The sequence below is a fragment of the Streptomyces sp. NPDC013187 genome (genome assembly GCF_042899705.1).
GTDB classification, from domain to species: domain Bacteria; phylum Actinomycetota; class Actinomycetes; order Streptomycetales; family Streptomycetaceae; genus Streptomyces; species Streptomyces hawaiiensis_A.
In genome coordinates, this window is the sequence record NZ_JBIBAF010000006.1 from 293094 (window position 1) to 317493 (window position 24400).

Genomic DNA, 24400 nt, shown 5'->3' on the forward strand with positions numbered 1-24400 from the left:
ACATTACGCCCGATCCCCTGAACTGAAACGGGGTTCGACGGCACGGTTCGGATCATTTTCCGAACCGGTCGCAACAACCCCACCCTGGCCGGGAGCTGCGACTACCCGTCCTGTGGCGGTCAAAACCAGCAGGGACACGCCACCTGCGACGGCCGGCACGGCGAAGCCCCACAAGGCCCCGCCCACCTCGACGACGGGCCCCGCGACGCCCGTTCCCACCGAGTGGCCCACGGTGAACGTCGTCACCAGCCAGGAGAACGCCTCGGTGACCGTGCCGCGCGGGGCGTGCCGGTCGACGAGGACGAACGCACAGGCGATGGCGGGTGCCAGGAAGACCCCGGCGAGCGCGGTCAGCACGACCATGGGAACCGCGTCCGGCATCAGCATCAGCGGCAGGTAACACACCACCAGAAGCGCCACCAGCACCCGCAGTCGCCGCGCGGGCTCACCGGCCCACTGCCGGGCACCGTACGCGGTGCCGCCGACCAGCGCGCCGAAGCCCAGGGCCGCCATCAGCCAGCCGTACACCGCGTCCCCGCCGTGCTCGTCCGCGTAGGGCACGGAGGCGACGGTGATGGACCCGAGCGCCATCCCGACGAACAGGAAGGCCGCCAGCAGCGCGAGCAGCCCGGGCGAGCGCAGTGCGCCGAGCCAGTGCGCCTCGCGCGGCGCCGACCGCCAGGTGCGCGAGGGCTCCGAGACCACCACGGACAGCGCCCCGAGCACACCGACCGCGTTGAGCACGAGCAGCGCCGCCTGGGCCGACCACAGGGACACGCACAGCGTCACGAGCAGCGGCCCGACGGTGAACATCACCTCCTGGGCCACGGCGTCCATCGCGTACGCCGTGTGCACCTGGTCCTCCCTGCGCAGCACGGACGGCCACAGCGCCCGCAGCCCGCCCTCCAGGGGCGGCGTGAAGAGCCCGGCACCGACCACGGCGGCGTAGGCGAGCGGCAGCGATCCGATGCCGGAGAAGGCGAAGACGGCCATCGCGAGGGCGGACAGGACGACCGCGGGCAGCTGCACACGGGGCTGCCCGCGCACATCCACGATCCTGCCCAGCACGGGCTGCCCGACGGCGTTGGCGACGCCGTAGACGGCCGCCAGCGCACCCGCCAGGCTGTACGTGCCGCCCTCCGCCCGGACGAACAGCACGATCGCGATGGCGGCCGTGGCGTTGGGCAGCCGGCCGACCAGTGTGCCGACGAGCAGCCGGGCGGCGTGTCGCGTCCGAAGGATCTCCAGGTATCCCGTGGCCATGTCCCGCCCCTGAGTTTTACGTATAACGTCGGATCTCATACGTACCATGTCCGCTGTTCACGAGTCCAGACGAAAGAGCAGGCCGACGGTGGCACGAGGCAGCACCCGACCCACGAGCCGGGACGTCGCCCAGGCCGCCGGCGTCTCCCAGGCGGCCGTGTCCCTGGTCCTCGGCGACAAGTGGCGCGGCCGGGTCTCGGAGGCCACGGCGGAACGCGTCCGGGAGGCCGCCCGCGACCTGGGCTACCGCCCGAACCTGGCCGCCCGCAACCTGCGCCTGGGACGCACCCGCACGGTCCTCCTGGTCGTCCCGGCCCTCACCACGGAGTTCTTCGCCGGCGTCTACACGGGCGCCGCCCGCGTCGCCGCCGAGCACGGCTTCGGCGTGGTCCTCTACCCCTCCCCCGAGGGCATCGGCCCGGCCCGCGACCCCTTCGCCTCCGCGCAGGCCGCGCTCGACGGCGTGATCGCCTCGTCCATGGCCGCCGACGCACTGACCGCGATCCGCGGCGAGGCGCTCCCCCTGGTGATGCTCGACAGCGACCCGGCCGGGAGCCTGGGAGCGGCGACGGTGAACCTGGACATCGCAGACGGCATCCGGCAGGCCGCGGAACACCTGCTGTCCCTCGGCCACCGCCACTTCCTCCACCTGGCGGCGGACGTCCCCTCCTGGACCTTCGAGGTACGCGCCCGGGAACTGGCGGCGCGGCTGGAGGAGGTACCGGGCACAACGGTGCGCACAGCCCGCTCCCCGATCTCCATCGAGGGAGCGGTGACGGCCGCCCAAGCCGCCCTCGCCACCCCCGGCGACCGCCCCACCGCCGTGATCTGCGACGACGACCAGCTCGCAGTCGGCACCTACAAGGCGGCCCGCCGCCTGGGACTGCGCATCCCGGACGACCTGTCGGTCACGGGCGTCGACGACCTGGCCCTGGCCACGGCCATCGACCCGGAACTGACGACGGTCCACCTGAACGCGGAGCTGTTCGGCGAGCGGGGCATGCGGGCGCTGCTGGCCGTACTGGAGGGCCGCGCACCCGAAAGCGGGGACATCCCGGTGCGGCTGGTGCTGCGAGGTTCCACAGCCAAGGCCAGTTGACCCGCGCGACGACCGCACGCCCCGACCGCCAAGCGACGCGGGGCGTGCGACAACCTCGTCGGTGCTACTCGGCGTCGTCCTCCGCCGCCGCCTCCTGCGCGGCGTCCGCGTCCGCGCCCAGCAGCCGGGACAGCTGACGTCCGCTGATCCGCTTGAACTTGCGCTTCTGCGGGCGTGTGCGGTCCAGCACGGCGACTTCCAGCCGCTCCGCGGGGATCTCCCGCTCGCTGCCGTTGGTGTCGCGGGACAGCGCCTGCACCGCCAGCTTCAGCGCCTCCGCGAGGGTCATGCCCTCCCGGTGGCGCTGGTCCAGGTAGCTGCTGATCTGCTCGGCGTTGCCGCCCACCGCGACCGAACCGTGCTCGTCCACGATGGAACCGTCGTGCGGCAGCCGGTAGATCTGGTCGCCCTCAGGCGTCTCCCCCACCTCGGCGACGACCAGCTCCACCTCATAGGGCTTCTCGGCGGCGCTGGAGAAGATCGTGCCCAGCGTCTGCGCGTACACGTTCGCCAGGCCCCGGGCCGTCACATCGTCCCGGTCGTAGGTGTAGCCCCGCAGGTCGGCGTAGCGCACGCCGCCGATCCGCAGGTTCTCGTACTCGTTGTACTTGCCGGCGGCCGCGAAGCCGATCCGGTCGTAGATCTCGCTGAACTTGTGCAGCGCACGGGACGGGTTCTCGCCGACGAACACGATGCCGTCGGCGAACTGCAGCACGACCAGGCTGCGACCACGGGCGATGCCCTTGCGGGCGTACTCCGCCCGGTCGGCCATGGCCTGCTGGGGTGAGACATAGAACGGCGTCGACACCGGTTATCCGTCCCTCTCTGGAAGATTCCGTCGGTTCACAGGACCACCTTCACGAAGACGATCGCCGCTACAGCAGCGCGGCCCGCGGCCCGTCGGGCTGCTCCAGCCGCCGCTCGAGAATCGAGCGCGCGATCTCGGACGCCTCGGTCTCGGTGAGCCGGCGGAAGCCGTCGTCGGTGATCACGGTGACGATGGGATAGATCCGGCGGGCGACATCGGGACCGCCGGTGGCCGAGTCGTCGTCTGCCGCGTCGTAGAGCGCCTGGACCACGAGCGTCGTGGCCTCGGCCTCACTGAGGTCGTCCCGGAAGAGCTTCTTCATCGCACCACGAGCGAAGATCGACCCGGAACCGGTGGCCGCGTAGTTGTGCTCCTCGGAGCGGCCGCCGGTGACGTCGTAGGAGAAGATACGGCCCTTGCCGCGGTCCACGTCGTACCCGGCGAACAGCGGCACCACGGCCAATCCCTGCATGGCCATGCCGAGGTTGGAGCGGATCATCGTCGACAGCCGGTTCGCCTTGCCCTCCAGGGACAGCTGCGCGCCCTCGACCTTCTCGAAGTGCTCCAGCTCCAACTGGAACAGCTTCACCATCTCAACGGCCAGGCCCGCCGTGCCGGCGATGCCCACGGCCGAGTACTCGTCGGCCGGGAAAACCTTCTCGATGTCCCGCTGCGCGATGACGTTGCCCATGGTGGCCCGCCGGTCACCGGCGAGGACCACACCGCCGGGGAACGTCACGGCGACGATCGTCGTCCCGTGCGGTGCCTCGATCACGCCCTGGGTGGGGGGCAGTTGCCGGTTTCCGGGGAGGATCTCCGGCTGGTGCTCGGACAGGAAGTCCATGAAGGAGGAAGACCCTGGCGTCAGGAAGGCAGCTGGTAGACGCCCGGTGCTACGAGTGTTGGCTTCCACGCGATTCCTTCCACATAAGCGGCAGCCCGCCTTATGGCATCGGGCCGATCCTTGAACTGCCCCAGCGCGGCGTTGCAGCTGAAGCACAGTACGCCTCGGACCCTACCCGTCTTGTGGCAGTGATCCACATGCTCGGGCACGGCCGACAGACAAATACAACACACGCCTCCCTGAGAGGCGATCAGACCGTCGCGTTCGGCTTCCGTGATGCCGTACTGGCGCTTCAGATGCCCCTGCCGACCCTGCACCGCCCGGCAGGTCTTGCAACGGGTTGACAAGCCATCGGAAGCGGTCGCGTTGCGGTGCCATTCGCTGTGAGGCTTGATCTCGCCACACGTCCGACAGGGCTTGTATCCAGCCGGGACGTCGACTCGCTCCCGGACCGGCTTCCCCACGGCCTCCCGGCGGCGCCGGTAGTGCGCGGCGCTGTACTTCGCCACGCACTCCCGGCAGTGCACCTGGAGGCCGTCACGCCGATTCTTGTCACGGGCAAATGCAGCAAGAGGCAGATCGCGCCGACACTTCCTGCACTGCTTCGCGTTCGGCTCGCTGGCCGCTTCCATCCCCCGCTACCTTCAGATCAAAGGCTAGAGCGCGCCATCCGCCTTTACTGCCCACCTTTTTGCACGAAGCTCCGAACGAAATCCTCGGCATTTTCCTCTAGTACGTCGTCGATCTCGTCCAGAACCGAGTCCACGTCGTCGCTCAGCTTCTCCTGACGCTCCTTGAGGTCCTCGGAAGCCTGCGTCTCCGCCGCCTGCTCCTCGACCTCCTCGGTGGACCGTGTGGCCTTCTGCTGTCCGCCGCCGGTGTCCTTGGTCGCCATATCCCTCACCCCGCTCGGTTCGCCCGACACAGTTGCTCGGTCAAGATCAGACCCTACTCGCCGGGTCTGACAATGGCCCCGCAGTTGCTCCAACGTACGGGGACCACCTCGATGATTCCCGGACCAGGGATTTTCCACCCTGTCCGGCCGGTTCCCGACGAGTACCCGCTCAGCGCGGTCACCCGCCCGACAGGACCCTGACCAGGTCTTCCGCGGTGCGGCAGCGGTCCAGGAGCTCCTTGACGTGATTACGCGTTCCGCGAAGCGGTTCCAGGGTTGGGACCCGCTGCAGCGAATCCCGGCCCGGCAGGTCGAAGATCACCGAGTCCCAGGAGGCCGCCGCGACGTCGTCCGCGTACTGCTCCAGGCAGCGTCCGCGGAAGTAGGCACGGGTGTCCTCCGGCGGCACCGTACGGGCCCGCTCCACGTCCGCGTCGGTGAGCAGCCGCTTCATGCGCCCGCGGGCCACCAGACGGTTGTACAGGCCCTTCTCGGGCCGTACGTCGGCGTACTGGAGGTCGACCAGGTGCAGTCGCGCCGCGTCCCAGTCGAGGCTGTCCCGGCGCCGGTAGCCCTCCATGAGCTCGCGCTTGGCGACCCAGTCCAGCTCCCCGGCCAGGCTCATCGGGTCGTGCTCCAGACGGGTGAGGGTGTCCTCCCAGCGGGACAGGACGTCCTTGGTCTGGTCGTCGGCGTCGGCCCCGAACCGCTCCTCCACGTACTTGCGCGCCAGCTCGTAGTACTCCATCTGCAGCTGGACCGCCGTGAGCGTGCGGCCGCTGCGGAGCGTGACCAGGCGCTTGAGCGACGGGTCGTGCGAGACCCGGTGGAGGGTGCGGACGGGCTGGTCGACGGCCAGGTCGACGGCGATGAAACCGTCCTCGATCATCGACAGCACCAGCGAGGTGGTGCCCAGCTTGAGGTAGGTCGAGATCTCCGACAGGTTCGCGTCGCCGATGATCACGTGCAGGCGCCGGTACTTCTCGGCGTCCGCGTGCGGCTCGTCGCGGGTGTTGATGATCGGGCGCTTGAGCGTCGTCTCGAGGCCGACTTCGACCTCGAAGTAGTCGGCTCGCTGGCTGAGCTGGAAGCCGTGCTCGTGCCCGTCCTGGCCGATGCCGACGCGGCCGGCTCCGGCGAAGACCTGACGGGAGACGAAGAACGGTGTCAGGTGGCGCACGATGTCCGAGAAGGGGGTCTCCCGCTTCATCAGGTAATTCTCGTGCGTGCCGTAGGACGCGCCCTTGTTGTCGGTGTTGTTCTTGTACAGGTGGATCGGCTGGGCACCGGGCAGCTGGGCGGCCCGTTCCGCGGCCTCGGCCATGATCCGTTCACCGGCCTTGTCCCAGAGGACGGCGTCCCGGGGGTTGGTCACCTCGGGGGAGCTGTACTCGGGGTGCGCGTGGTCGACGTAGAGCCGTGCACCGTTGGTGAGGATCACGTTGGCCAGGCCGATGTCCTCGTCGGTGAGCTGGCTGGAGTCGGCGGCCTCGCGGGCGAGGTCGAAGCCTCGTGCGTCCCGCAGCGGGTTCTCCTCCTCGAAGTCCCAGCGAGCCCGGCGGGCCCGGTGCATCGCCGCCGCGTAGGCGTTCACGATCTGGGACGAGGTGAGCATGGCATTGGCGTTGGGGTGGCCGGGGACGGAGATCCCGTACTCCGTCTCGATGCCCATTACTCGCCGTACGGTCATGCGGCCCTCCTTGCCCGGCGGCACCCTCGGTCGTGGGCGCCACTCAGATACCGCTGGCGCTCGGTTGCGTGTGCGGTGCCCGTCCCCGCACTGCGCGACTCGGCGGTACGCAAGAGCCTAGAACGCCTTTGCGCTGGTGGGGAGATCATTTGCGTCATTGCGTTGCTCCAGCCGTGGCCTGGAAAAACAGTCGGCTGCGGGTACCCGCCGAGGGCACCCGCAGCCGCCCTGCCTTTTACAGGTACTGACCGGTGTTCGCCACCGTGTCGATGGAGCGTCCGGTGTCCGCGCCCTGCTTTCCGGTGATGAGCGTACGGATGTACACGATCCGTTCGCCCTTCTTTCCGGAGATTCGCGCCCAGTCGTCCGGGTTGGTGGTGTTCGGCAGGTCCTCGTTCTCCTTGAACTCGTCCACGCAGGCCTGGAGGAGGTGGGAGACGCGGAGACCCTTCTGGTTCTTCTCGAGGAAGTCCTTGATCGCCATCTTCTTGGCACGGCCCACGATGTTCTCGATCATGGCGCCGGAGTTGAAGTCCTTGAAGTAGAGGACTTCCTTGTCACCGTTGGCGTAGGTGACCTCCAGGAAGCGGTTCTCCTCGGACTCGGCGTACATGTGTTCCACAGCCGTCTGGATCATGCTCTGGACCGTGGTGGCCTTGGAGCCGCTGTGCTCGGCGAGGTCGTCGCCGTGCAGCGGGAGGCGCTCCGTGAGGTACTTGCCGAAGATGTCCTTGGCCGCCTCGGCGTCCGGACGCTCGATCTTGATCTTCACGTCGAGCCGGCCGGGCCGCAGGATGGCGGGGTCGATCATGTCCTCACGGTTGGAGGCGCCGATCACGACCACGTTCTGCAGGCCCTCCACACCGTCGATCTCGGCGAGCAGCTGCGGGACGATGGTGTTCTCCACGTCCGAGCTGACACCGGAGCCACGGGTGCGGAAGAGGGACTCCATCTCGTCGAAGAAGACGATGACGGGGGTGCCCTCGCTGGCCTTCTCACGGGCCCGCTGGAAGACGAGGCGGATCTGCCGCTCCGTCTCACCGACGTACTTGTTCAGAAGCTCGGGGCCCTTGATGTTGAGGAAGAAGCTCTTGCCCTGGGCCTGGCCGGTCACCTCGGCGACCTTCTTGGCCAGCGAGTTGGCCACGGCCTTGGCGATGAGTGTCTTGCCGCATCCGGGGGGCCCGTACAGCAGGACACCCTTCGGCGGCCGCAGTTCGTGCTCCTTGAACAGGTCCGGGTAGAGGTACGGCAGCTCGACCGCGTCGCGGATGGCCTCGATCTGGCCGCCGAGACCGCCGATCTGTTCGTATCCGATGTCGGGGACCTCTTCGAGGACGAGTTCCTCGACCTCGCTCTTCGGAACGATCTCGTAGACGTAGCCCGAGCGGGGTTCGAGCAGCAGGGCGTCACCGGGCCGGATGTTCACGTCCAGCAGCGGCTCGGCGAGCCGTACCACCCGCTCCTCGTCGGTGTGCCCGAGCACGAGGGCCCGCTCGCCGTCCTCGAGGATCTCCTTGAGGGTGACGATGTCACCGACGCGCTCGTACTCCATGGCCTCGACCACGTTGAGCGCTTCGTTGAGCATTACTTCCTGGCCGCGCCGGAGCTCTTCGAGCTCGACGCTGGGGCTGACGTTCACCCTGAGCTTGCGGCCGCCGGTGAAGATGTCGGCGGTGCCGTCCTCGTTCGCCGTCAGGAAGACCCCGAAGCCGGCCGGCGGCTGTGCGAGCCGGTCGACCTCCTCCTTGAGGGCCACGATCTGGTCACGGGCCTCACGGAGCGTGTTGGCGAGTCGTTCGTTCTGCGCGGACACGCCGGCCAGATTGGTCTGCAGCTCGACGATCCGCTCTTCGAGAATCCTCGTGTGTCGCGGAGAGTCGGCGAGCTTGCGCCGCAGGACGGCGATTTCCTGCTCAAGGTAAGCGATCTGCCCGGCCGGGTCGTCGGACCCGCGTCCCGGGCGGATGCCGCGGTTCATGTCGTCGTCGTGGGCTGCCACGGTCCTCACCTCCTCCAAGGGGAGCTGGACGCTTCCAGACCCTACCTGGGCGGGTGTCGATTGAAACCCCTAGATCACAAAGACGGTCGGGGTGTGTCCGATCTTCACCCTTGCGCTCTCCCTCACGCCAGGGGAATACCCAGCGAACATGATTGGAACCCAGGCGAAGGTAGGGTCGAACTGTTCAACACCCGCCGGAGCTGGCCGGATTCCCGACCCGGCTCGGCGGAGAAACGGCAGGAGAGATGAGCGTGCAGCAGGTGGCCGGGGCGGAAGGCGAGGAGCTGGAGGTCTGGATCGACCAGGACCTGTGTACCGGCGACGGCATCTGCGCCCAGTACGCGCCCGAGGTGTTCGAGCTGGACATCGACGGTCTGGCCTATGTGAAGAGCGCCGACGACGAGTTGCTCCAGGACAAGGGAGCGACAACGCCCGTTCCGCTGCCGCTCCTCACGGACGTGATCGACTCCGCGAAGGAGTGTCCGGGCGACTGCATCCACGTGCGTCGGGTTTCGGACAGGACCGAGGTCTACGGCCCGGACGCGGAGTGACTGCTTCTCTACGTTCCGTCACTCCTGTCTGATATCTCACACGCGCCGTCGCACATGCCTCATGCGCTGCGGGCTCCGGCCGGCGTCGAGCGGACGAACGAGCCGCCCTGCCAACGCCATTTCGCGTCGCTCTTCACGTCGGGGCAGCAACGCGGCACGTCGGCCGACGAGTAGCCGAGGAGCGTGGCCGTCACGGCGCCGTCGCGTACGGCGAAGTCGGTGACGGTGGTGCCGTCCTCGGGGTCGAGCAGGGTGGCCACGACGCGCGGTTCGCCGCCGTCGGCGTCGCGCGTCACGACGTACACCCCGTCCGGCGGGGTGCCCATCGGGGAGTCGCAGTGGACCACGGCCACCGTCTCGGGCCGGCCGTCGCCGTCGAGGTCTCCGAAAGCCCGTTTCTTCACCACGGCCTTCACCGGGCCGCACTCGATGGGGAACGCCACCGCGGCCGGGTCGGGCGGAGTCAGGTGCGCCGGAGCGCTCTTGGTCTCGGGGGCGGCCGGCTGGGCCGCCGTCGCCGCGCCGGGCTGCAGGACCGAGGAGAAGGCCACGACGCCGGCGACGGCCGTCGCGGTGGCGAGCCAGTGGATGGGGCGGGTGTGGGTGTGGGCGAGCTCCGGGACGGCGGAAGACTGCACTAGGAGGGTCTCCTGAGGCTGTGCCGGTGGGGTGGCCAGCATGGTGCCACACGTCACAGCCCGAGGGAACGGCGGGGTGTGCATGTCCTGGGCCGGGGAAGTCTGAGGGGTTGCGGTTCCTGCCGCTGTGTCAGCGGGCCCGTGGGGCCGTGCCCCTGTCACGCCCTTCCCGCGGCGGGCTCTGGGCCGTCATGGCCTGTGCGGCAGGTCAACTGCGTCGGACGAGGGTTCACCCGGGCGGCAACGAAAGGGCGCCGTGGCGGAGTTCCGGTACGGATCCGGGAACTCCGGCACGGCGCCGATGCGTTGCAGGCGGTGGCGGGCCGTTTCAGCGGGCGGTGCCGCCGTCGGCGTTGGGGCCCGCGTAGTCCTCGCCGTAGGCGCCCTTGGCGGGGCGGCGGCGGCGCATGGGCGGCTCGACGCCGTCGGCGAGGCGGCGGGCGGTGAGCAGGAAGCCGGTGTGGCCGATCATCCGGTGGTCCGGGCGGACGGCCAGACCCTCGATGTGCCAGTTGCGGATCATCGTCTCCCAGGAGGTCGGCTCGTTGAAGCAGCCGATCTCGCGGATGGACTCGACGGTCCGGGCGAGCTGGGTGGTGGTCGCCACGTAGCAGCACAGGATGCCGCCGGGGACGAGCGCCTTCGAGACGGCCTCCAGGCACTCCCAGGGGGCGAGCATGTCGAGGATGACGCGGTCGACGTCGGCGTCGGACAGGTTGTCCTGGAGGTCGCCGACGGTGAGCTGCCAGGCGGGGTGCGGGCCGCCGAAGTAGCGCTCCACGTTCGCCTGGGCGATCTCGGCGAAGTCGGCACGGCGCTCGTAGCTGTGCAGCATGCCCTGGTCGCCGATGGCCCGCAGCAGGAAGCTGCTGAGCGAGCCGGAGCCGACACCCGCCTCCACGACGCGCGCGCCGGGGAAGATGTCGGCGAAGGCGAGGATCTGCCCCGCGTCCTTGGGGTAGACCACGGCGGCGCCGCGGGGCATGGACAGGACGTAGTCGGGGAGCAGGGGGCGCAGCGCGAGGTAGGCGACGTTCCCCGTGGTGCGGACAACGCTGCCCTCGGGAGCGCCGATCAGTTCGTCGTGCGGGAAGGAACCCTTGTGGGTGTGGAAGTTCTTCCCGGCCTCGAGCGTGAACGTGTAGTGGCGGCCCTTGGGGTCGGTCAGCTGAACCTGGTCCCCGACCTTGAAGGGCCCGCGCCTGCGGGCGGCACCGGTCGGTTCGGACATGTGACCAGCCTACCGGTCCCGGAGGGGGGCTCCGACCACTCAGCTGGGCCTGGCCATCGCCTTCACGAAGGCCCGTTCCACGTCGGCCGCCGACAGCACGCCGTAGATCTCGCCCGTCTCCTCCACGACCAGGTACTCGGTCGCGGGGGTCGCCCGGAGCGCGTCCAGGAGTTCCTCGCCCGACAGTTCCGCCGAGACGCGCATGCCGTCGGTGAGGTCCTGGGCGAGGCCGCTGACGGCGACCCAGGGGCGGCGGTGCTCGGGGACGCCGACGATGGCGGCCTCGCGGACGAGGGAGAGGGGCTTGCCGTCGGCGTCGACGACGACCAGGGCGCGGGCCCCGGCGGCGTTGGCGCGGCGCAGGGCCTCCGAGAGCGGGGTGTCGGTCTCGACGGGGACCGCCCGGCGGGTGAGGGCCCGGGCGCGCAGTTCGGGGAGGTGCTCGCGCAGGCGGGCCATGCGCAGGCTGTTGCCGGCGCCGGTCCAGATGATCGCGGCGAGGATGGCGGCGAGCAGGGCGTCGAGGACGGTGTCCATGCCGACGTTGTCGACGGCGTCGGTGCCGAGGGCGCCGGACTGGGTCAGCAGCGGCAGCCCGATGAGGACGGAGACGGCGAGGGCGCGGCCGACCCAGGCGGCGGCGATGGTGCCCGTCATCGGCTTGCCGGTGATCTTCCAGACCACGGCCCGGAGCATGCGGCCGCCGTCGAGGGGCAGGCCGGGCAGGAGGTTGAACGCGGCCACGATGAGGTTGGAGATCATCAGGCCGGCGAGCAGAACACCCGGGACGGTGCCGGGTTCCACGGCCAGCAGGGCGGCGTAGAAGGCGCCGGCGAGGACCAGGGAGAGCAGGGGTCCGACGAAGGCCAGCACGAATTCGCGGCCGGGGGTCTCGGCCTCCTTCTCGATCTCGGAGACGCCGCCGAAGAACTGGAGCTGGATGCGGCGGACCGGGAGTTTGAAGCGGAGGGCGGCGACCGTGTGGGCCAGTTCGTGGACGAGCACGGAGGCGTAGAAGGCGACCGCGAAGAAGAGGGAGACCAGGTAGCGGGCGGCGCCGAGCTCGGGCAGCACGCGCTCCAGCTGGCCTCCGAACACCCAGGTGATCAGCGCGGCGACGAGGAACCAGCTCGGCGCGACGTACACGGGCACCCCGAAGGGCCGCCCCATGAGCAGCCCGCCCCGGGGCTCCGGCCGCTGGGGGGCGGGGCCCTTGCCGTCGGCGGAGTGCGCGAGGGGGCGGTCGCCGTGCGGGGCAGGGTCGGGGTGGTGGTCCGGGTGGGCGGGGGCATGAGGGCGCGGCGGTTGGTCCGGGTCATCGGAACCCGGGGCCGGTGCGTCTGCCTTGCGCAGCCGGTCCGCCTCGGGCCGCCCGGCGGCGGGTGCCGAGTGCGGGCCACTGGCGTAGGCGCGGTCCGGGTGGGTGTCGCCCTGCGGCGCATCGCCGTCGGTGCGCTCTCCCGGGGCGGGTGAAGCCTGCGGGAGGCCGTCGTCGGCATCGCTCGGTGCCGTGTGCGGGACGCCGTCGTCGGCGTGGCTCGGTGCCGTGTGCGGGACGCCGTCGTCGGCGTCGCTCGGTGCCGTGTGCGGGACGTCGGCGTAGGCGCGGTCCGGGTGGGTGTCGCCCTGCGGCGGGCGGCTCGCTGCGGGCTCGGTGGGGGCGAGGGCCCCGTCGCCCGGCGTCGGGGCGTCCTGTGGGGCGGCGGCGGAGTTCGGGTCCGCTGCCGCGTCGCCCCGCCGGGCGTCCGCAGGGGATGTCGGGGAGTCCGGCGCCGGAGTGCCGGCGGGCGCGGCCGGACCGGTTGGTTCCGCTTCCGGGGCGGGCTGCTCGGCGGGGAAGGGGCGCTCGTCCGTGGGCTGTTCGTCGGCGGGGATCGGGTCGGTGGCCCGGCCCGGACGCCCCGCGTGGCGCTCGGCCGACTCGTCGTTGCCGGACCGCGGCCGCCCGCGCCCGCCGCTCTCGTCCACCGGTGTCCCCTCGATCGAAGCGTCTCCCGCACCTGCCGGACGGGAGGGTCTCGAGTCGATGGTATGCGTCCGTCGTGGTGCGTTTCGCCCCGGCACCCCTGTGTTTCCCGTACGTCGACCTCCTCTCCCGGCTTCCCCCACGGAACACGGCCGGGTCACTGTCAGTGGCGGGCCGTATGGTCTGGGGCATGGAGACGAGCACCGAGGGCGCGGCGCAGCCCGAGAGCAACCCGGCCGCGGCGGTGGATCCGCCGGTCCCGGCGGGGCCCGCGGAGACGGCAGTGGAGACGGCGGCGGAGGCACAGACGGAGGCCGAGGCCCGGCCGGTGGCGGAGGCAGCGGCCGAGACCGCCGCCGTGAGCGCCCTCGTGACCGGGTCCGCCGCCATACCGCCCGCCTCGCTGTCCCCCTCGCGTGCCAGTGACTTCATGCAGTGCCCGCTGCTCTACCGCTTCCGGGTGATCGACCGGCTGCCGGAGAAGCCGAGCGAGGCCGCGACCCGCGGCACCCTGGTGCACGCGGTCCTGGAGCGGCTCTTCGACGCCCCGGCGGCCGAGCGCACGGCGCCCCGGGCGAAGTCGCTGATCCCCGGCCAGTGGGACCGGCTGCGCGAGACGCGGCCGGAGGTCGTGGAGCTGTTCGCCGACGATCCGCAGGGCGAGCGGCTGGCGCGCTGGCTGGGCGAGGCGGAGCAGCTCGTCGAGCGCTGGTTCACCCTGGAGGACCCCAGCCGTCTGGAGCCGGCCGAGCGGGAGCTGTTCGTCGAGGCCGAGCTGGAGTCCGGGCTGCGGCTGCGCGGCATCATCGACCGGGTCGACGTGGCGCCCACGGGCGAGGTCCGGATCGTCGACTACAAGACGGGGAAGGCGCCCAGGCCGGAGTACTCCGAGGGTGCCCTGTTCCAGATGAAGTTCTACGCCCTGGTGGTGTGGCGGCTGAAGAACGTGGTCCCCCGGCGGCTGCAGCTGGTCTACCTCGGCAGCGGCCAGGTGGTGACGTACGACCCGGTCCTCGCCGACCTGGAGCGGGTGGAGCGCAAGCTGCTGGCGCTGTGGGAGGCGATCCGGCTCGCCACCGAGACGGGCGACTGGCGGCCGCGCCCCACGAAGTTGTGCGGCTGGTGCGACCACCGGGCGCACTGCCCGGAGTTCGGGGGCACTCCCCCGCCGTATCCGCTGCCGGTGCGCGCGGCGGAGCTTCCGGCGCAGCCCGTCGCCGGTGAGGGCGCCTGAGTCCGGCGGGCCCGCGCAGGGCAGAATGGGGCCGGACTAGCGAAGGAGACTTACGTGGCCATCCGCGTCCTACTGGTCGACGACCAGCCGCTGCTCCGTACCGGCTTCCGGATGATCCTGGAGGCCGAGCAGGACATCGCGGTCGTCGGGGAGGCCGGTGACGGACTGCAGGCACTCGACCAGGTGCGTGCGCTACAGCCCGATGTGGTTCTGATGGACATCCGCATGCCGCGGATGGACGGTGTGGAGGCGACCCGGCAGATCACCGGGCCCGGGCGGGACGGCCCGGCGAAGGTGCTGGTACTGACCACCTTCGACCTCGACGAGTACGTGGTGGAGGCGCTGCGCGCCGGTGCCAGCGGGTTCCTGCTGAAGGACGCGCCCGCCGACGAGCTGGTGCAGGCCATCCGGGTCGTCGCCGCGGGCGAGGCGATGCTCGCGCCGAGCATCACGCGCCGGCTGCTCGACAAGTACGCCACGCATCTGCCCTCCGGTGAGGAGCCGGTGCCGGACACGCTGCACACGCTCACCGACCGCGAGGTCGAGGTGCTGAAGCTGGTGGCGCGCGGGCTGTCCAACGCGGAGATCGCCGCCGACCTGTTCGTCAGTGAGACCACCGTGAAGACGCACGTCGGGCATGTGCTGACGAAGCTGGGCCTGCGCGACCGGGTGCAGGCGGCGGTGTACGCGTACGAGAGTGGACTGGTGCGCCCCGGCGCGCAGTAGCGAGCGCGAGCCGAAATGCGAAAAGGGCGCCCCCCGCCGAGCGGGGGGCGCCCTTGTTCACGCCGGTGCGTCAGGCGTCCTTGCTGAGCTCCCAGAAGCGGAACACCGTCGACGCGTCGAGGCAGTACTCGAGGCCGTAGACGCCGTCGCGGACGACCGCGTACTGCTTGGCCTGCCACACCGGCAGGACGGGGAGTTCGTCGGCGACGATGTCCTGCAGTTCCCCGAACTCCTTGTCCGTGGAGGCCCGGTTGGTCAGGGCGGCGGTGCGCGGGATGAGCGAGCCGGTGATCGTGCTGTTGTCGTAGTTGTTGCTCAGCACGTTGCCCTCGCCGAAGAAGGGGGCCGTGAAGTTGTCGGCGTCCGGGTAGTCCGGCACCCAGCCCTTCACGTAGACGCCGTACTTGCCGGCGGCGATGTCCTTCTCGTACTGGCCGAAGGGGACCGACTTGACGCTCGCGTCGAACAGGCCGCTGGCGTTGAGCTGGCCGGCGATGGCGTTCAGCTCCTGGTCGGTCGCGGGGCCGTAGCGGGACGGGGTCGACCAGAGGGTGAGCTTCACCTTGCCGGTGATGCCGTCCTCGCGCAGCGCGGCCTGTGCCTTGGCCCTGGAGGGGCGGGCTCCGTAGGTGTCGAAGAAGGCCGTGTTGTGGCCCGCGATACCGGCCGGGATGATCGAGTACAGCGGGGTCGCGGTGCCCTGGTAGACGTCCTTGATGAGGGCTTCGCGGTCGAGCAGGTGGGCGATGGCCTTGCGGACGCCGAGCTTGCCGGCGACCGGGTCGTCCATGTTGAACACCAGGTGCTGGACCTCGGCGCTGCTGCCCTCGACGACCTCGGTGCCGGTGCCGTCGTCGGCCTTCTCCATGTCGGCGACGTCGCCCGCGGTGAGACCGCGGTAGGCGACGTCGACCTCCTCGTTCTGGATGGCCTGCTTCAGGGCGGTCTGGTCGCCGTCGAAGAACTTCAGCGTCACGCCGGTGTTCTTCACCTTGGCGGTGCCCTCGTAGTTCTCGTTGACGGAGAAGACGGCCTGGTCGTCGTCGAACGAGTCGAGCTTGTACGGGCCGGAGCCGACGGCCTGGCCGTCCTTGCGGAGCTTGCCCGCGTCGTACTCGGTGTGGTCGACGATGGAGCCGGCGCCGGAGGCGATCTTGCTGGGGAAGGTGGCGTCGGCCGTGTTCAGCTGGAAGACGACCGTCTTCTCGTCCGGTGTCTCGACCTTGTCGAGCGTGGGGAACATGATCGCGGGCCCGTCGGGGTCCTTGATTTTCAGCATGCGGTCGAAGGAGAACTTCACGTCCTCGGAGGTGAGCTCGTCACCGTTGCTGAACTTGAGGCCGTCCTTCAGCGTGCACTTGTAGACCCGGGTCTGCGTGTCGCTGAAGGCGCAGCTCTCGGCGGCCTCCGGCTGGGGCTCGGTGGCGCCCTTGGGGAAGCTCAGCAGGGACTGGAAGACGTTGTTGAACAACAGCCAGGAGCCGGGGTCGTAGCCGGAGGCCGGGTCCGTGGCCAGGACGTCGTCGGACATCCCCACCACCACGTTGGAGCCGTCCCCCGCGGAGTCTCCGCTCTCCGTGCCACAGCCGGTCAGCAGTCCGGAGGCGAGCCCCGCCACGATGGGCAGGACCGGCCACTGGTTGCGTATCTTCACGTGTGTGCCTTGTCGTCGGTTCTCGAGAACTCCCGGAGCGTGTTCCTGGCTCCGGGGCACGGTTCCCCGGGGCCGCGGTCAGGGGCCCCGGGGATCCAGCGGGTCCGTCAGCCGCTCACGCCCCGCCCGAGCTCCCACAGCTGGAGCGTCGAGGCGGAGTTGAGCGCGTACGCGGTACCCGTGACGTCGTCGCGGGCGGCGACGTACTGCTTGCCCTGCCACAGCGGCAGCACCGGCACGTCGCCGGCCACGATGTCCTGAATGTCCGTCAGGCTGCTGGAGGCGGACAGCCGGTCCGCCTCACGGCGGGACTCGGGGATCAGGGTGTTGCGGATCTGGCTGTTGGCGTACGGCGAGCCGAGCGTGTTGTCGGCGTCGAGGAACGGCGCGAGGAAGTTGTCGGCGTCCGGGAAGTCCGGGAACCAGCCCATGCCGTAGACGTCGTAGTCGCCCTTCTTCTCGGCCGGGCGGAACGTGTCCCAGGGAGTGCCCTTGATGCCGACGTCGAACAGGCCGCTGGAGTTCAGCTGGTCGCGCAGGACCTCGAACTCCTTCTTGGTAGCCGGGCCGTAGTGGTCGGTGGTGTAGTGCAGCATCAGCTTCACCGGGGTGGTGATGTTCGCCCGGTTGAGCAGGGCACGGGCCTTGGTGACGTTCGGCTCGCCGTACTTGTTGAAGAACGAGTTGGAGTGGCCGGTGACGCTGGCCGGGACCAGCGAGTACAGCGGCTCGGCCTGGGAGCCGTAGACCTTGGAGACCAGGGCGCTGCGGTTGACGACCTGGGCCATCGCCTGGCGTACGGCCTTGGACTTCACCGTCGGGGCGTCGGTGTTGAACCCCAGGTAGCGGATTTCCAGGCCGGGCATCTCGACGAGGTCGATGTCGGTGTCGGCGTCCGCCGAGAGCTTGCGGATCTGATCCGGCGACATGGCGCGGGTCATCAGGTCGATGTCGCCCTTGTCCAGGGCCTCGCCCATGGCGTCGGCGTCCTTGAAGGACACCATGTCGACCTTGTCGTTGTTCACCTCGAGGGTCCCCTTGTAGTCGGGGTTCTTGGTGAACTCGGCCTTGACCAGCTCGTTGTTCTCGACGTCGGCCTTGAGGATGTACGGGCCGGAGCCCTCCAGGTCGAAGCCGTCGCGCAGCTTGCCCTTGGGGTAGTCGTCGGGGTCGACGATGCCGGCGACCGGGGTCGACAGCTTGTACGGGAAGGTCGCGTCGGCGGTCTTGAGGTGGAAGATGACCTCGCGGTCGCCCTGGGTCTCGATGGTGTCGATGGTGGACAGCAGCGCGAACACGCCGCTGTCGGCCTTGAGGGAGCGGGCGCGGTCGATGGAGTACTTCACGTCGGCCGCGGTGACAGCGTTGCCGTTGGAGAACTTCAGGCCGTCGCGCAGGGTGCAGGCGTAGCGCTCGTTGCCGGTGTCGGTGAAGCCGCACCGCTCGGCGGCCTCCGGTACCGGCTCGCCTTCGCCGCGCGGCTGGATCATCAGGGTCTGCACGGTCTGGCGCAGGATGTTCCAGGTGCCGACGTCGTAGGCGTAGGCCGGGTCGAGGGGCGCCGGAGCGTCCTTCGAGGCGGTGAACCGGTCCGTGGTGCCGACAACGATCGCGTCGCTGTCGCCGCTCCCGCTGTCGGACCCGCCGCAGGCGGCGAGCACCGGCGCGAGCAAGCCGATCACGGCCGGCAGCACCAAAGTCTTGCGGTTCATGCTCGAGTTTCTCCAGAGCTGTCGACTCCGTGTACCCGGCATGCAGGGGTGGCGCAGCGGATCACGGGGGTGGGGCGATGTTCTCGCGACGAGGTTAGTCCGGGCCGGCAGGAGGGTTCGCAGCCACCGGAGTTGAGCTCCCATCACGCTGTGGAACCGGGCGCGGACAGACTGAATACCCGACAGCGGAAGCTATGGTGCAGCGTTCCATCAATCGGGACACAAGGGCACGCCGGCAACCCCCTTGAGGGGGCGCGCAGCACACGCCGGATCGACTGTCGACCCCGGATTGCGTGGGGAACGTCACACGCGTAAACGGGTTCGAGGGTACGGGAATTCGATCGTCCGGAGAGCTTCGAATTCGCCTTCGGAATTGCCGCCCTAACGCCGCTGCACGCTGGGTGAACGCCTAGCGCATTTCCGTCATCAAACCGTGCAGAAATGTCAGGTCGACCTCTTCGAGCGAGGTGACGACCGTACGGCGCAGGGCCGGGGCGATGGGGGCCACGGAGGGCACGGCCACGACCTGGCAGCCCGCGGCCTCGGCGGCGGCGACTCCGGTCGCGGTGTCCTCGATGACCGCGCACCGGGCCGGGTCCGCGCCGAGTCCGGCGGCGGCGGCCAGGTAGGGATCGGGGTGGGGCTTGGTCCGCGGCACCTCGTCACCGGCCACCGTCAGGCTGAAGTGGTGGGCGCCGAGGGAGGTGAGCACCCGGTCGATGATGCGCCGGTGCGAGGCGGAGACCAGGGCTGTGGGGATCTCGTACTCGTACAGCTCGGCGAGCAGCCGGCCGGCGCCCGGCATCAGCGGCAGGGCGCGGTCGATGCGCTCCTCGAAGCCGTCGTTCAGGAGCACGGTGAGCTCGTCGAGGGGGATGTCGGCGCCGGTGGCCTCGATGAGGAACCCCGCGCTGCGGGTCATGGGGCCGCCGACCACGACATGGCGCCAGGACTCGTCGAGCGTGTGGCCGAGGGAGGCGAAGACCTCGACCTCGACGTCCCACCAGAAGCCCTCCGTGTCCACCAGCGTGCCGTCCATGTCGAGGAGCACGGCCTGCAGGGCCGACCCTTCGGCGGACCGGGTACCGAGTGCGGGGACCGTACTGGTCATCCACGTACCTCCTTGGGGGACGGTCAGGCCGGCTCCCACGAAGGGAACCGGCCTGCGGTGGACCGACCAGTCTACGTCGTCCGTGAGCGAAGTGCCTCGTTCAGCGGCTGTGCCCCCGGGCACACCGTGAATACGCCGGGGGCCGCCGCGACGTGCCCCGGACGGGCCGCTCAGCGGGCGTTGAAGTACTTCGCCTCCGGGTGGTGGATCACGATGGCGTCCGTGGACTGCTCGGGGTGCAGCTGGAACTCCTCGGACAGCTGGACGCCGATGCGCTCCGGCTGGAGCAGGTCGGCGATCTTGGCGCGATCCTCCAGGTCGGGGCAGGCGCCGTAGCCGAGGGAGAAGCGGGCGCCCCGGTACTTCAGCTCGAACATGCCCTGCATCTCGTCGGGGTCCTCGCCGGCGAAGCCGAGCTCGGAGCGCACGCGCGCGTGCCAGTACTCGGCGAGCGCCTCGGCCAGCTGCACGGACAGCCCGTGCAGTTCGAGGTAGTCGCGGTAGGCGTTGGCCTCGAAGAGCCGCGCGGTCTCCTCGCCGATGCGCGAGCCGACGGTGACGACCTGGAGTCCGACGACGTCGGTCTCGCCGGACTCCTCCGGGCGGAAGAAGTCCGCCAGGCACAGGCGGCGGCCCCGGCGCTGGCGCGGGAAGGTGAAGCGGGTGCGCTCGTTGCCCTGCTCGTCCAGGATGATCAGGTCGTCGTCCTTGGAGACGCACGGGAAGTAGCCGTAGACCACGGCCGCCTCCAGCAGGTTCTCCGTCTGGAGCCGGTCCAGCAGGCCGCGCAGCCGGGGCCGGCCCTCGTTCTCGACGAGCTCCTCGTACGAGGGGCCGTCGCCGGTGCGGGCCTGCTTCAGGCCCCACTGGCCCTTGAACAGGGCGCCCTCGTCGAGCCAGCTCGCGTACTCCTTGAGCTGGATGCCCTTGATGACGCGGGTGCCGCGGAAGGGCGGGGTGGGCACGGGGTTGTCGGTGGCGACGTCGGAGCGGACGTGCCCCTCCTCGGGGCGCTCCTCGACGGCGACCGGGGCGGCGGCCCGCACCCGGCGCTGCTTGAGCTCGGGCAGCTTGGCGCCGGGTACGCCCCGCTTGACGCCGATCAGGGCGTCCATCAGGCGCAGGCCCTCGAAGGCGTCGCGGGCGTAGCGGACCTCGCCCTCGTAGATCTCGTGCAGGTCCTGCTCGACGTAGGCGCGGGTGAGGGCGGCGCCGCCGAGGATGACCGGGTAGCCGGAGGCCAGGCCGCGCTGGTTGAGCTCCTCCAGGTTCTCCTTCATGATCACCGTGGACTTCACCAGGAGACCGGACATGCCGATGACGTCGGCCCTGTGCTCCTCGGCGGCTTCCAGGATGGCGGAGACCGGCTGCTTGATGCCGAGGTTGACGACGTTGTAGCCGTTGTTGGACAGGATGATGTCGACGAGGTTCTTGCCGATGTCGTGCACGTCGCCGCGGACGGTGGCGAGGACGATGGTGCCCTTGCCGGCCTCGTCGGTCTTCTCCATGTGCGGTTCGAGGTGGGCGACGGCCGTCTTCATGACCTCGGCGGACTGCAGGACGAACGGCAGCTGCATCTGGCCGGAGCCGAACAGCTCGCCGACGACCTTCATGCCGTCCAGCAGGGTCTCGTTGACGATGTCGAGCGCGGGCCGCTCCTGGAGCGCCTCGTCGAGGTCCGCTTCGAGGCCGTTGCGCTCACCGTCGATGATGCGGCGCTTGAGGCGCTCGTCCAGCGGCAGGGCGGCCAGTTCCTCGGCCTTGCCGGCCTTGAGGGACTTCGCTGTGGCGCCCTCGAAGAGCTGCATGAGCTTCTGCAGCGGGTCGTAGCCCTCGGCGCGGCGGTCGTGGATGAGGTCCAGGGCCGTCTGGACCTCCTCCTCGCTGAAGCGGGCGATCGGCAGGATCTTCGACGCGTGCACGATCGCCGAGTCCAGGCCCGCCTTGACGCACTCGTCGAGGAAGACGGAGTTGAGCAGGATGCGGGCGGCCGGGTTGAGGCCGAAGGAGATGTTGGACAGGCCGAGCGTGGTCTGCACCTTCGGGTGGCGCCGCTTGAGCTCGCGGATGCCCTCGATGGTGGCGATGCCGTCCTTGCGGGACTCCTCCTGGCCGGTGCAGATGGTGAAGGTCAGGCAGTCGACGAGGATGTCCTCCTCGTGGATGCCCCAGTTGCCGGTGAGGTCCTCGATGAGCCGCTCGGCGATCTCGACCTTCTTCTCGGCGGTGCGGGCCTGGCCCTCCTCGTCGATGGTGAGCGCGATGAGGGCGGCGCCGTGCTCCTGGGCGAGGGCGGTGACCTTGGCGAAGCGGGACTCGGGGCCGTCGCCGTCCTCGTAGTTCACCGAGTTGATGACCGCGCGGCCGCCGAGCTTCTCCAGGCCGGCGCGGATGACGTCGACCTCGGTGGAGTCCAGCACGATGGGCAGGGTGGAGGCGGTGGCGAAGCGGCCGGCCAGTTCTTCCATGTCGGCGACGCCGTCGCGGCCGACGTAGTCCACGCACAGGTCGAGCATGTGCGCTCCCTCGCGGATCTGGTCGCGGGCCATCTCCACGCAGTCGTCCCAGCGGCCCTCCAGCATGGCCTCGCGGAACTTCTTCGAACCGTTGGCGTTGGTGCGCTCGCCGATGGCCAGGTAGGAGGTGTCCTGCCGGAACGGCACCGACTGGTAGAGGGAGGCCGCGCCCGGCTCGGGCTGCGGGGCGCGCTCGGTGGGAGCGACGTCCCGGACGCGCTCGACCAGCTGACGCAGGTGCTCGGGGGTGGTGCCGCAGCAGCCGCCGACGAGGGAGAGACCGTAGTCCCGGACGAAGGTGCCCTGCGCCTCGGCCAGCTCGGGCGCGGTCAGCGGGTAGTGCGCGCCGTCCTTGGTCAGCACCGGCAGGCCCGCGTTGGGCATGCAGGACAGCGGGATGCGCGAGTGCCGGGACAGGAAGCGCAGGTGCTCGCTCATCTCGGCCGGGCCCGTGGCGCAGTTCAGGCCGATCATGTCGATGCCGAGGGGCTCCAGCGCGGTCAGGGCCGCGCCGATCTCGGAGCCGAGCAGCATGGTGCCGGTCGTCTCGACGGTGACCGAGACGATCAGCGGTACGGAGTGGCCGGTGGCCTCCATGGCCCGGCGGGCGGCGATGACGGAGGCCTTGGTCTGGAGGAGGTCCTGGGTGGTCTCCACGAGCAGTGCGTCGGCACCTCCCGCGAGCAGGCCCTCGGCGTTCTGCTGGTAGGCGTCCCGGATGGCGCCGAAGGTGGTGTGGCCGAGGGTGGGCAGCTTGGTGCCGGGGCCCATCGAGCCGAGCACCCAGCGCTGCTGTCCGGTGCTGCGGGTGAACTCGTCGGCCACCTCGCGGGCGATCCGGGCGCCGGCCTCGGACAGCTCGGTGACGCGCTCGGGGATGTCGTACTCGCCGAGGGCGGTGAGGTTGGCGCCGAAGGTGTTGGTCTCCACGCAGTCCACACCGGCGTCGAAGTACTCGGCGTGGACCGAACGGACGATGTCCGGCCGCGTCAGGTTGAGGATCTCGTTGCAGCCTTCGAGGTTCTCGAAGTCCTCGAGTGTGGGGTCCTGCGCCTGGAGCATGGTGCCCATGGCTCCGTCGGCCACGACCACTCGGGTGGCCAGGGCTTCTCGGAGCGCGGACACACGGGCCCGGCTGTCGGTGGAAGGGGTCGGCGGCAACGCGGCCATGAAAGAGGCTCCCTCGGATGCGACGGCTGTCGGCTTTGCGGCTTCCCGGACAGCCACGGGGGCATCCGGCGAAGGGCGCACCGCGCCAGCGTAACCGGGAGTGGGCTTGGATGGGCAGCGCGTCCACGGGGCGGACTCCGGTGGCATCGGAACGGCCATACGGGTGACATGTCGGTCACCCGGGTGCAACAAATGGCGGCCAGCCATTAGCGGGAGGTCGGCATCGACCGGTAGTGTTCGACATTGCCGAACGAGGGCTGTGGTGACGCTCGTCGGCGGTCGAAGGGGACGGAGGCAGTACGGCGATGGCACGGAACATCCAGTCGCTCGAACGGGCGGCCGCGATGCTGCGGCTGCTCGCGGGCGGCGAGCGACGGCTCGGCCTGTCGGACATCGCCTCGTCGCTGGGCCTGGCCAAAGGCACCGCCCACGGCATCCTGCGCACCCTCCAGCAGGAGGGCTTCGTGGAGCAGGACGACGCCTCCGGGCGCTATCAGCTGGGCGCGGAGCTGCTGCGCCTGGGCACCACCTATCTGGATGTGCACGAGTTGCGGGCGCGCGCCCTGGTGTGGGCGGACGACCTGGCCCGCTCCAGCGGCGAGAGCGTCTACCTCGGCGTCCTGCACCAGCAGGGTGTACTGATCGTGCACCACGTCTTCCGGCCCGACGACAGCCGGCAGGTCCTGGAGATCGGGGCCATGCAGCCGCTGCACTCCACGGCCCTGGGCAAGGTGCTGTCCGCCTACGACCCGGTGGCGCACAGCGAGGCCCTGGAGGCCGACCGCAAGGCGTTCACCGACCGGACGGTGTGCGAGCCGGAGGGCTTCGAGCACATCCTCGACGTCACACGAGCGCGCGGGTACGCGGCGGACGTGGAGGAGACCTGGGAGGGCGTGGCCTCCATCGCCGCCCCCATCCACGACCGGCGGCGCATGCCGGTCGGCTCGGTGGGCATCACGGGCGCCGTGGAGCGGCTGTGCCGGCCCGACGACGAGGGAGCACTGCGGCCCGAGCTCATCGCGGCGGTACGCGACTGCGCCCGCGCGGTCTCGCGAGACCTGGGCGCCGGGCGGTTCTGAGGGCACACGAGCGGACCGGGGCGTCGTACGGCGTTCCGGTCCCCGGCATGTCCGGGCTCACCTGCGGCAAAGATCACCGGGTCGGCGGCGATCAGTAACGATCAGATTTTCGAGTCCACAGCCCTTGACGTGCTCGTAACGCCGAAGCAAGACTCCCGTCCATCGGTCGACATTGTCGAACAGCTACCGGCAATACGCGCTAGAGTGTGAC

The 24400-nt window shown here is 70.0% G+C and carries 18 protein-coding genes and 1 pseudogene; 5 read left to right on the plus strand and 14 right to left on the minus strand.

Going from position 1 to position 24400, the window contains the following annotated elements; translation table 11 throughout:
* Positions 1–3: 3 nt before the first annotated feature.
* Positions 4–1263 carry an MFS transporter gene (locus tag ACFY5B_RS14845; RefSeq protein ID WP_389968925.1) on the minus strand — a complete coding sequence of 420 codons (1260 nt, stop codon included), beginning with the start codon at positions 1261–1263 and terminating at the stop codon, positions 4–6.
* A gap of 46 nt (positions 1264–1309) precedes the next feature.
* On the opposite strand from ACFY5B_RS14845, the gene ACFY5B_RS14850 reads away from it, so the two are divergent.
* The gene (locus ACFY5B_RS14850; RefSeq protein ID WP_389968927.1) at positions 1310–2362 is read left to right on the plus strand and encodes a LacI family DNA-binding transcriptional regulator; all 1053 of its coding nucleotides are present in this window, start codon (positions 1310–1312) and stop codon (positions 2360–2362) included.
* Between the two features lie 64 nt (positions 2363–2426).
* Here the strand turns inward: ACFY5B_RS14850 and prcA are convergent, their stop codons facing one another.
* The 6 genes from prcA to arc form a co-directional block, all read right to left on the minus strand.
* Entirely contained in the window at positions 2427–3170 is a 744-nt protein-coding gene (gene prcA, locus ACFY5B_RS14855; protein WP_389968928.1) for a proteasome subunit alpha, read from the minus strand.
* 67 nt (positions 3171–3237) lie between these two features.
* Entirely contained in the window at positions 3238–4083 is an 846-nt protein-coding gene (gene prcB, locus ACFY5B_RS14860) for a proteasome subunit beta (RefSeq protein WP_389968930.1), read from the minus strand.
* Positions 4035–4646: an endonuclease VII domain-containing protein gene (locus ACFY5B_RS14865; protein WP_389968931.1), complete on the minus strand. Its 612-nt coding sequence runs from the start codon at positions 4644–4646 to the stop codon at positions 4035–4037. The genes prcB and ACFY5B_RS14865 overlap by 49 nt, the downstream gene beginning before the upstream one ends.
* A gap of 44 nt (positions 4647–4690) precedes the next feature.
* Positions 4691–4909, minus strand: coding sequence for a ubiquitin-like protein Pup (locus tag ACFY5B_RS14870; protein WP_019757212.1), 219 nt, complete (start codon positions 4907–4909; stop codon positions 4691–4693).
* Positions 4910–5087: 178 nt separating this feature from the next.
* Positions 5088–6599 (minus strand): depupylase/deamidase Dop, encoded by a 1512-nt coding sequence (gene dop, locus ACFY5B_RS14875; protein WP_389968933.1) that lies wholly within the window; start codon positions 6597–6599, stop codon positions 5088–5090.
* A 235-nt stretch (positions 6600–6834) separates the two neighbouring features.
* Complete coding sequence (gene arc / locus ACFY5B_RS14880; protein ID WP_389968935.1) at positions 6835–8601, minus strand: proteasome ATPase; 1767 nt, start codon at positions 8599–8601, stop codon at positions 6835–6837.
* Between the two features lie 245 nt (positions 8602–8846).
* On the opposite strand from arc, the gene ACFY5B_RS14885 reads away from it, so the two are divergent.
* Entirely contained in the window at positions 8847–9152 is a 306-nt protein-coding gene (locus ACFY5B_RS14885) for a ferredoxin (protein ID WP_389968937.1), read from the plus strand.
* Between the two features lie 59 nt (positions 9153–9211).
* On the opposite strand, the gene ACFY5B_RS14890 is transcribed toward ACFY5B_RS14885, so the two are convergent.
* The 3 genes from ACFY5B_RS14890 to ACFY5B_RS14900 form a co-directional block, all read right to left on the minus strand.
* A complete protein-coding gene (locus ACFY5B_RS14890) occupies positions 9212–9790 on the minus strand; it encodes a hypothetical protein (protein ID WP_389968939.1) in 579 nt (192 codons plus the stop codon).
* 328 nt (positions 9791–10118) lie between these two features.
* On the minus strand, positions 10119–11021 hold the full coding sequence (locus ACFY5B_RS14895) for a tRNA (adenine-N1)-methyltransferase (RefSeq protein ID WP_031141913.1): 903 nt from the start codon (positions 11019–11021) through the stop codon (positions 10119–10121).
* Between the two features lie 39 nt (positions 11022–11060).
* Positions 11061–12989, minus strand: a complete 1929-nt coding sequence (locus ACFY5B_RS14900) for a site-2 protease family protein (RefSeq protein WP_389968941.1) — start codon at positions 12987–12989, stop codon at positions 11061–11063.
* 188 nt (positions 12990–13177) lie between these two features.
* On the opposite strand from ACFY5B_RS14900, the pseudogene ACFY5B_RS14905 reads away from it, so the two are divergent.
* Together ACFY5B_RS14905 and ACFY5B_RS14910 are read left to right on the plus strand one after the other, a co-directional pair.
* Positions 13178–14261: pseudogene (locus ACFY5B_RS14905) on the plus strand (RecB family exonuclease).
* Between the two features lie 14 nt (positions 14262–14275).
* Positions 14276–14947, plus strand: coding sequence for a response regulator transcription factor (locus tag ACFY5B_RS14910; RefSeq protein ID WP_208031337.1), 672 nt, complete (start codon positions 14276–14278; stop codon positions 14945–14947).
* Between the two features lie 70 nt (positions 14948–15017).
* Here the strand turns inward: ACFY5B_RS14910 and ACFY5B_RS14915 are convergent, their stop codons facing one another.
* The 4 genes from ACFY5B_RS14915 to metH all read right to left on the minus strand — a co-directional run bounded on the left by ACFY5B_RS14915 (position 15018) and on the right by metH (position 23110).
* A complete protein-coding gene (locus ACFY5B_RS14915; protein WP_389968943.1) occupies positions 15018–16601 on the minus strand; it encodes an ABC transporter substrate-binding protein in 1584 nt (527 codons plus the stop codon).
* Between the two features lie 107 nt (positions 16602–16708).
* On the minus strand, positions 16709–18313 hold the full coding sequence (locus tag ACFY5B_RS14920) for an ABC transporter substrate-binding protein (RefSeq protein ID WP_389968944.1): 1605 nt from the start codon (positions 18311–18313) through the stop codon (positions 16709–16711).
* Positions 18314–18722: 409 nt separating this feature from the next.
* Entirely contained in the window at positions 18723–19424 is a 702-nt protein-coding gene (locus ACFY5B_RS14925; RefSeq protein WP_389968946.1) for an HAD family hydrolase, read from the minus strand.
* A 170-nt stretch (positions 19425–19594) separates the two neighbouring features.
* Positions 19595–23110 (minus strand): methionine synthase, encoded by a 3516-nt coding sequence (gene metH, locus ACFY5B_RS14930; protein WP_389968948.1) that lies wholly within the window; start codon positions 23108–23110, stop codon positions 19595–19597.
* A 305-nt stretch (positions 23111–23415) separates the two neighbouring features.
* Between metH and ACFY5B_RS14935 the strand changes: the two genes are divergently transcribed.
* On the plus strand, positions 23416–24189 hold the full coding sequence (locus tag ACFY5B_RS14935) for an IclR family transcriptional regulator (protein WP_362240650.1): 774 nt from the start codon (positions 23416–23418) through the stop codon (positions 24187–24189).
* Positions 24190–24400 lie beyond the last annotated feature (211 nt).

Bases quoted from the DNA above. Each gene is read 5' to 3' on its own strand.
- ACFY5B_RS14870 (WP_019757212.1), bottom strand. From the start codon at position 4,909: ATGGCGACCAAGGACACCGGCGGCGGACAGCAGAAGGCCACACGGTCC.
- dop (WP_389968933.1), bottom strand. From the start codon at position 6,599: ATGACCGTACGGCGAGTAATGGGCATCGAGACGGAGTACGGGATCTCC.
- ACFY5B_RS14885 (WP_389968937.1), top strand. From the start codon at position 8,847: ATGAGCGTGCAGCAGGTGGCCGGGGCGGAAGGCGAGGAGCTGGAGGTC.
- ACFY5B_RS14845 (WP_389968925.1), bottom strand. From the start codon at position 1,263: ATGGCCACGGGATACCTGGAGATCCTTCGGACGCGACACGCCGCCCGG.
- ACFY5B_RS14935 (WP_362240650.1), top strand. From the start codon at position 23,416: ATGGCACGGAACATCCAGTCGCTCGAACGGGCGGCCGCGATGCTGCGG.
- ACFY5B_RS14925 (WP_389968946.1), bottom strand. From the start codon at position 19,424: ATGACCAGTACGGTCCCCGCACTCGGTACCCGGTCCGCCGAAGGGTCG.
- ACFY5B_RS14895 (WP_031141913.1), bottom strand. From the start codon at position 11,021: ATGTCCGAACCGACCGGTGCCGCCCGCAGGCGCGGGCCCTTCAAGGTC.
- metH (WP_389968948.1), bottom strand. From the start codon at position 23,110: ATGGCCGCGTTGCCGCCGACCCCTTCCACCGACAGCCGGGCCCGTGTG.
- ACFY5B_RS14865 (WP_389968931.1), bottom strand. From the start codon at position 4,646: ATGGAAGCGGCCAGCGAGCCGAACGCGAAGCAGTGCAGGAAGTGTCGG.
- ACFY5B_RS14850 (WP_389968927.1), top strand. From the start codon at position 1,310: ATGTCCGCTGTTCACGAGTCCAGACGAAAGAGCAGGCCGACGGTGGCA.
- ACFY5B_RS14920 (WP_389968944.1), bottom strand. From the start codon at position 18,313: ATGAACCGCAAGACTTTGGTGCTGCCGGCCGTGATCGGCTTGCTCGCG.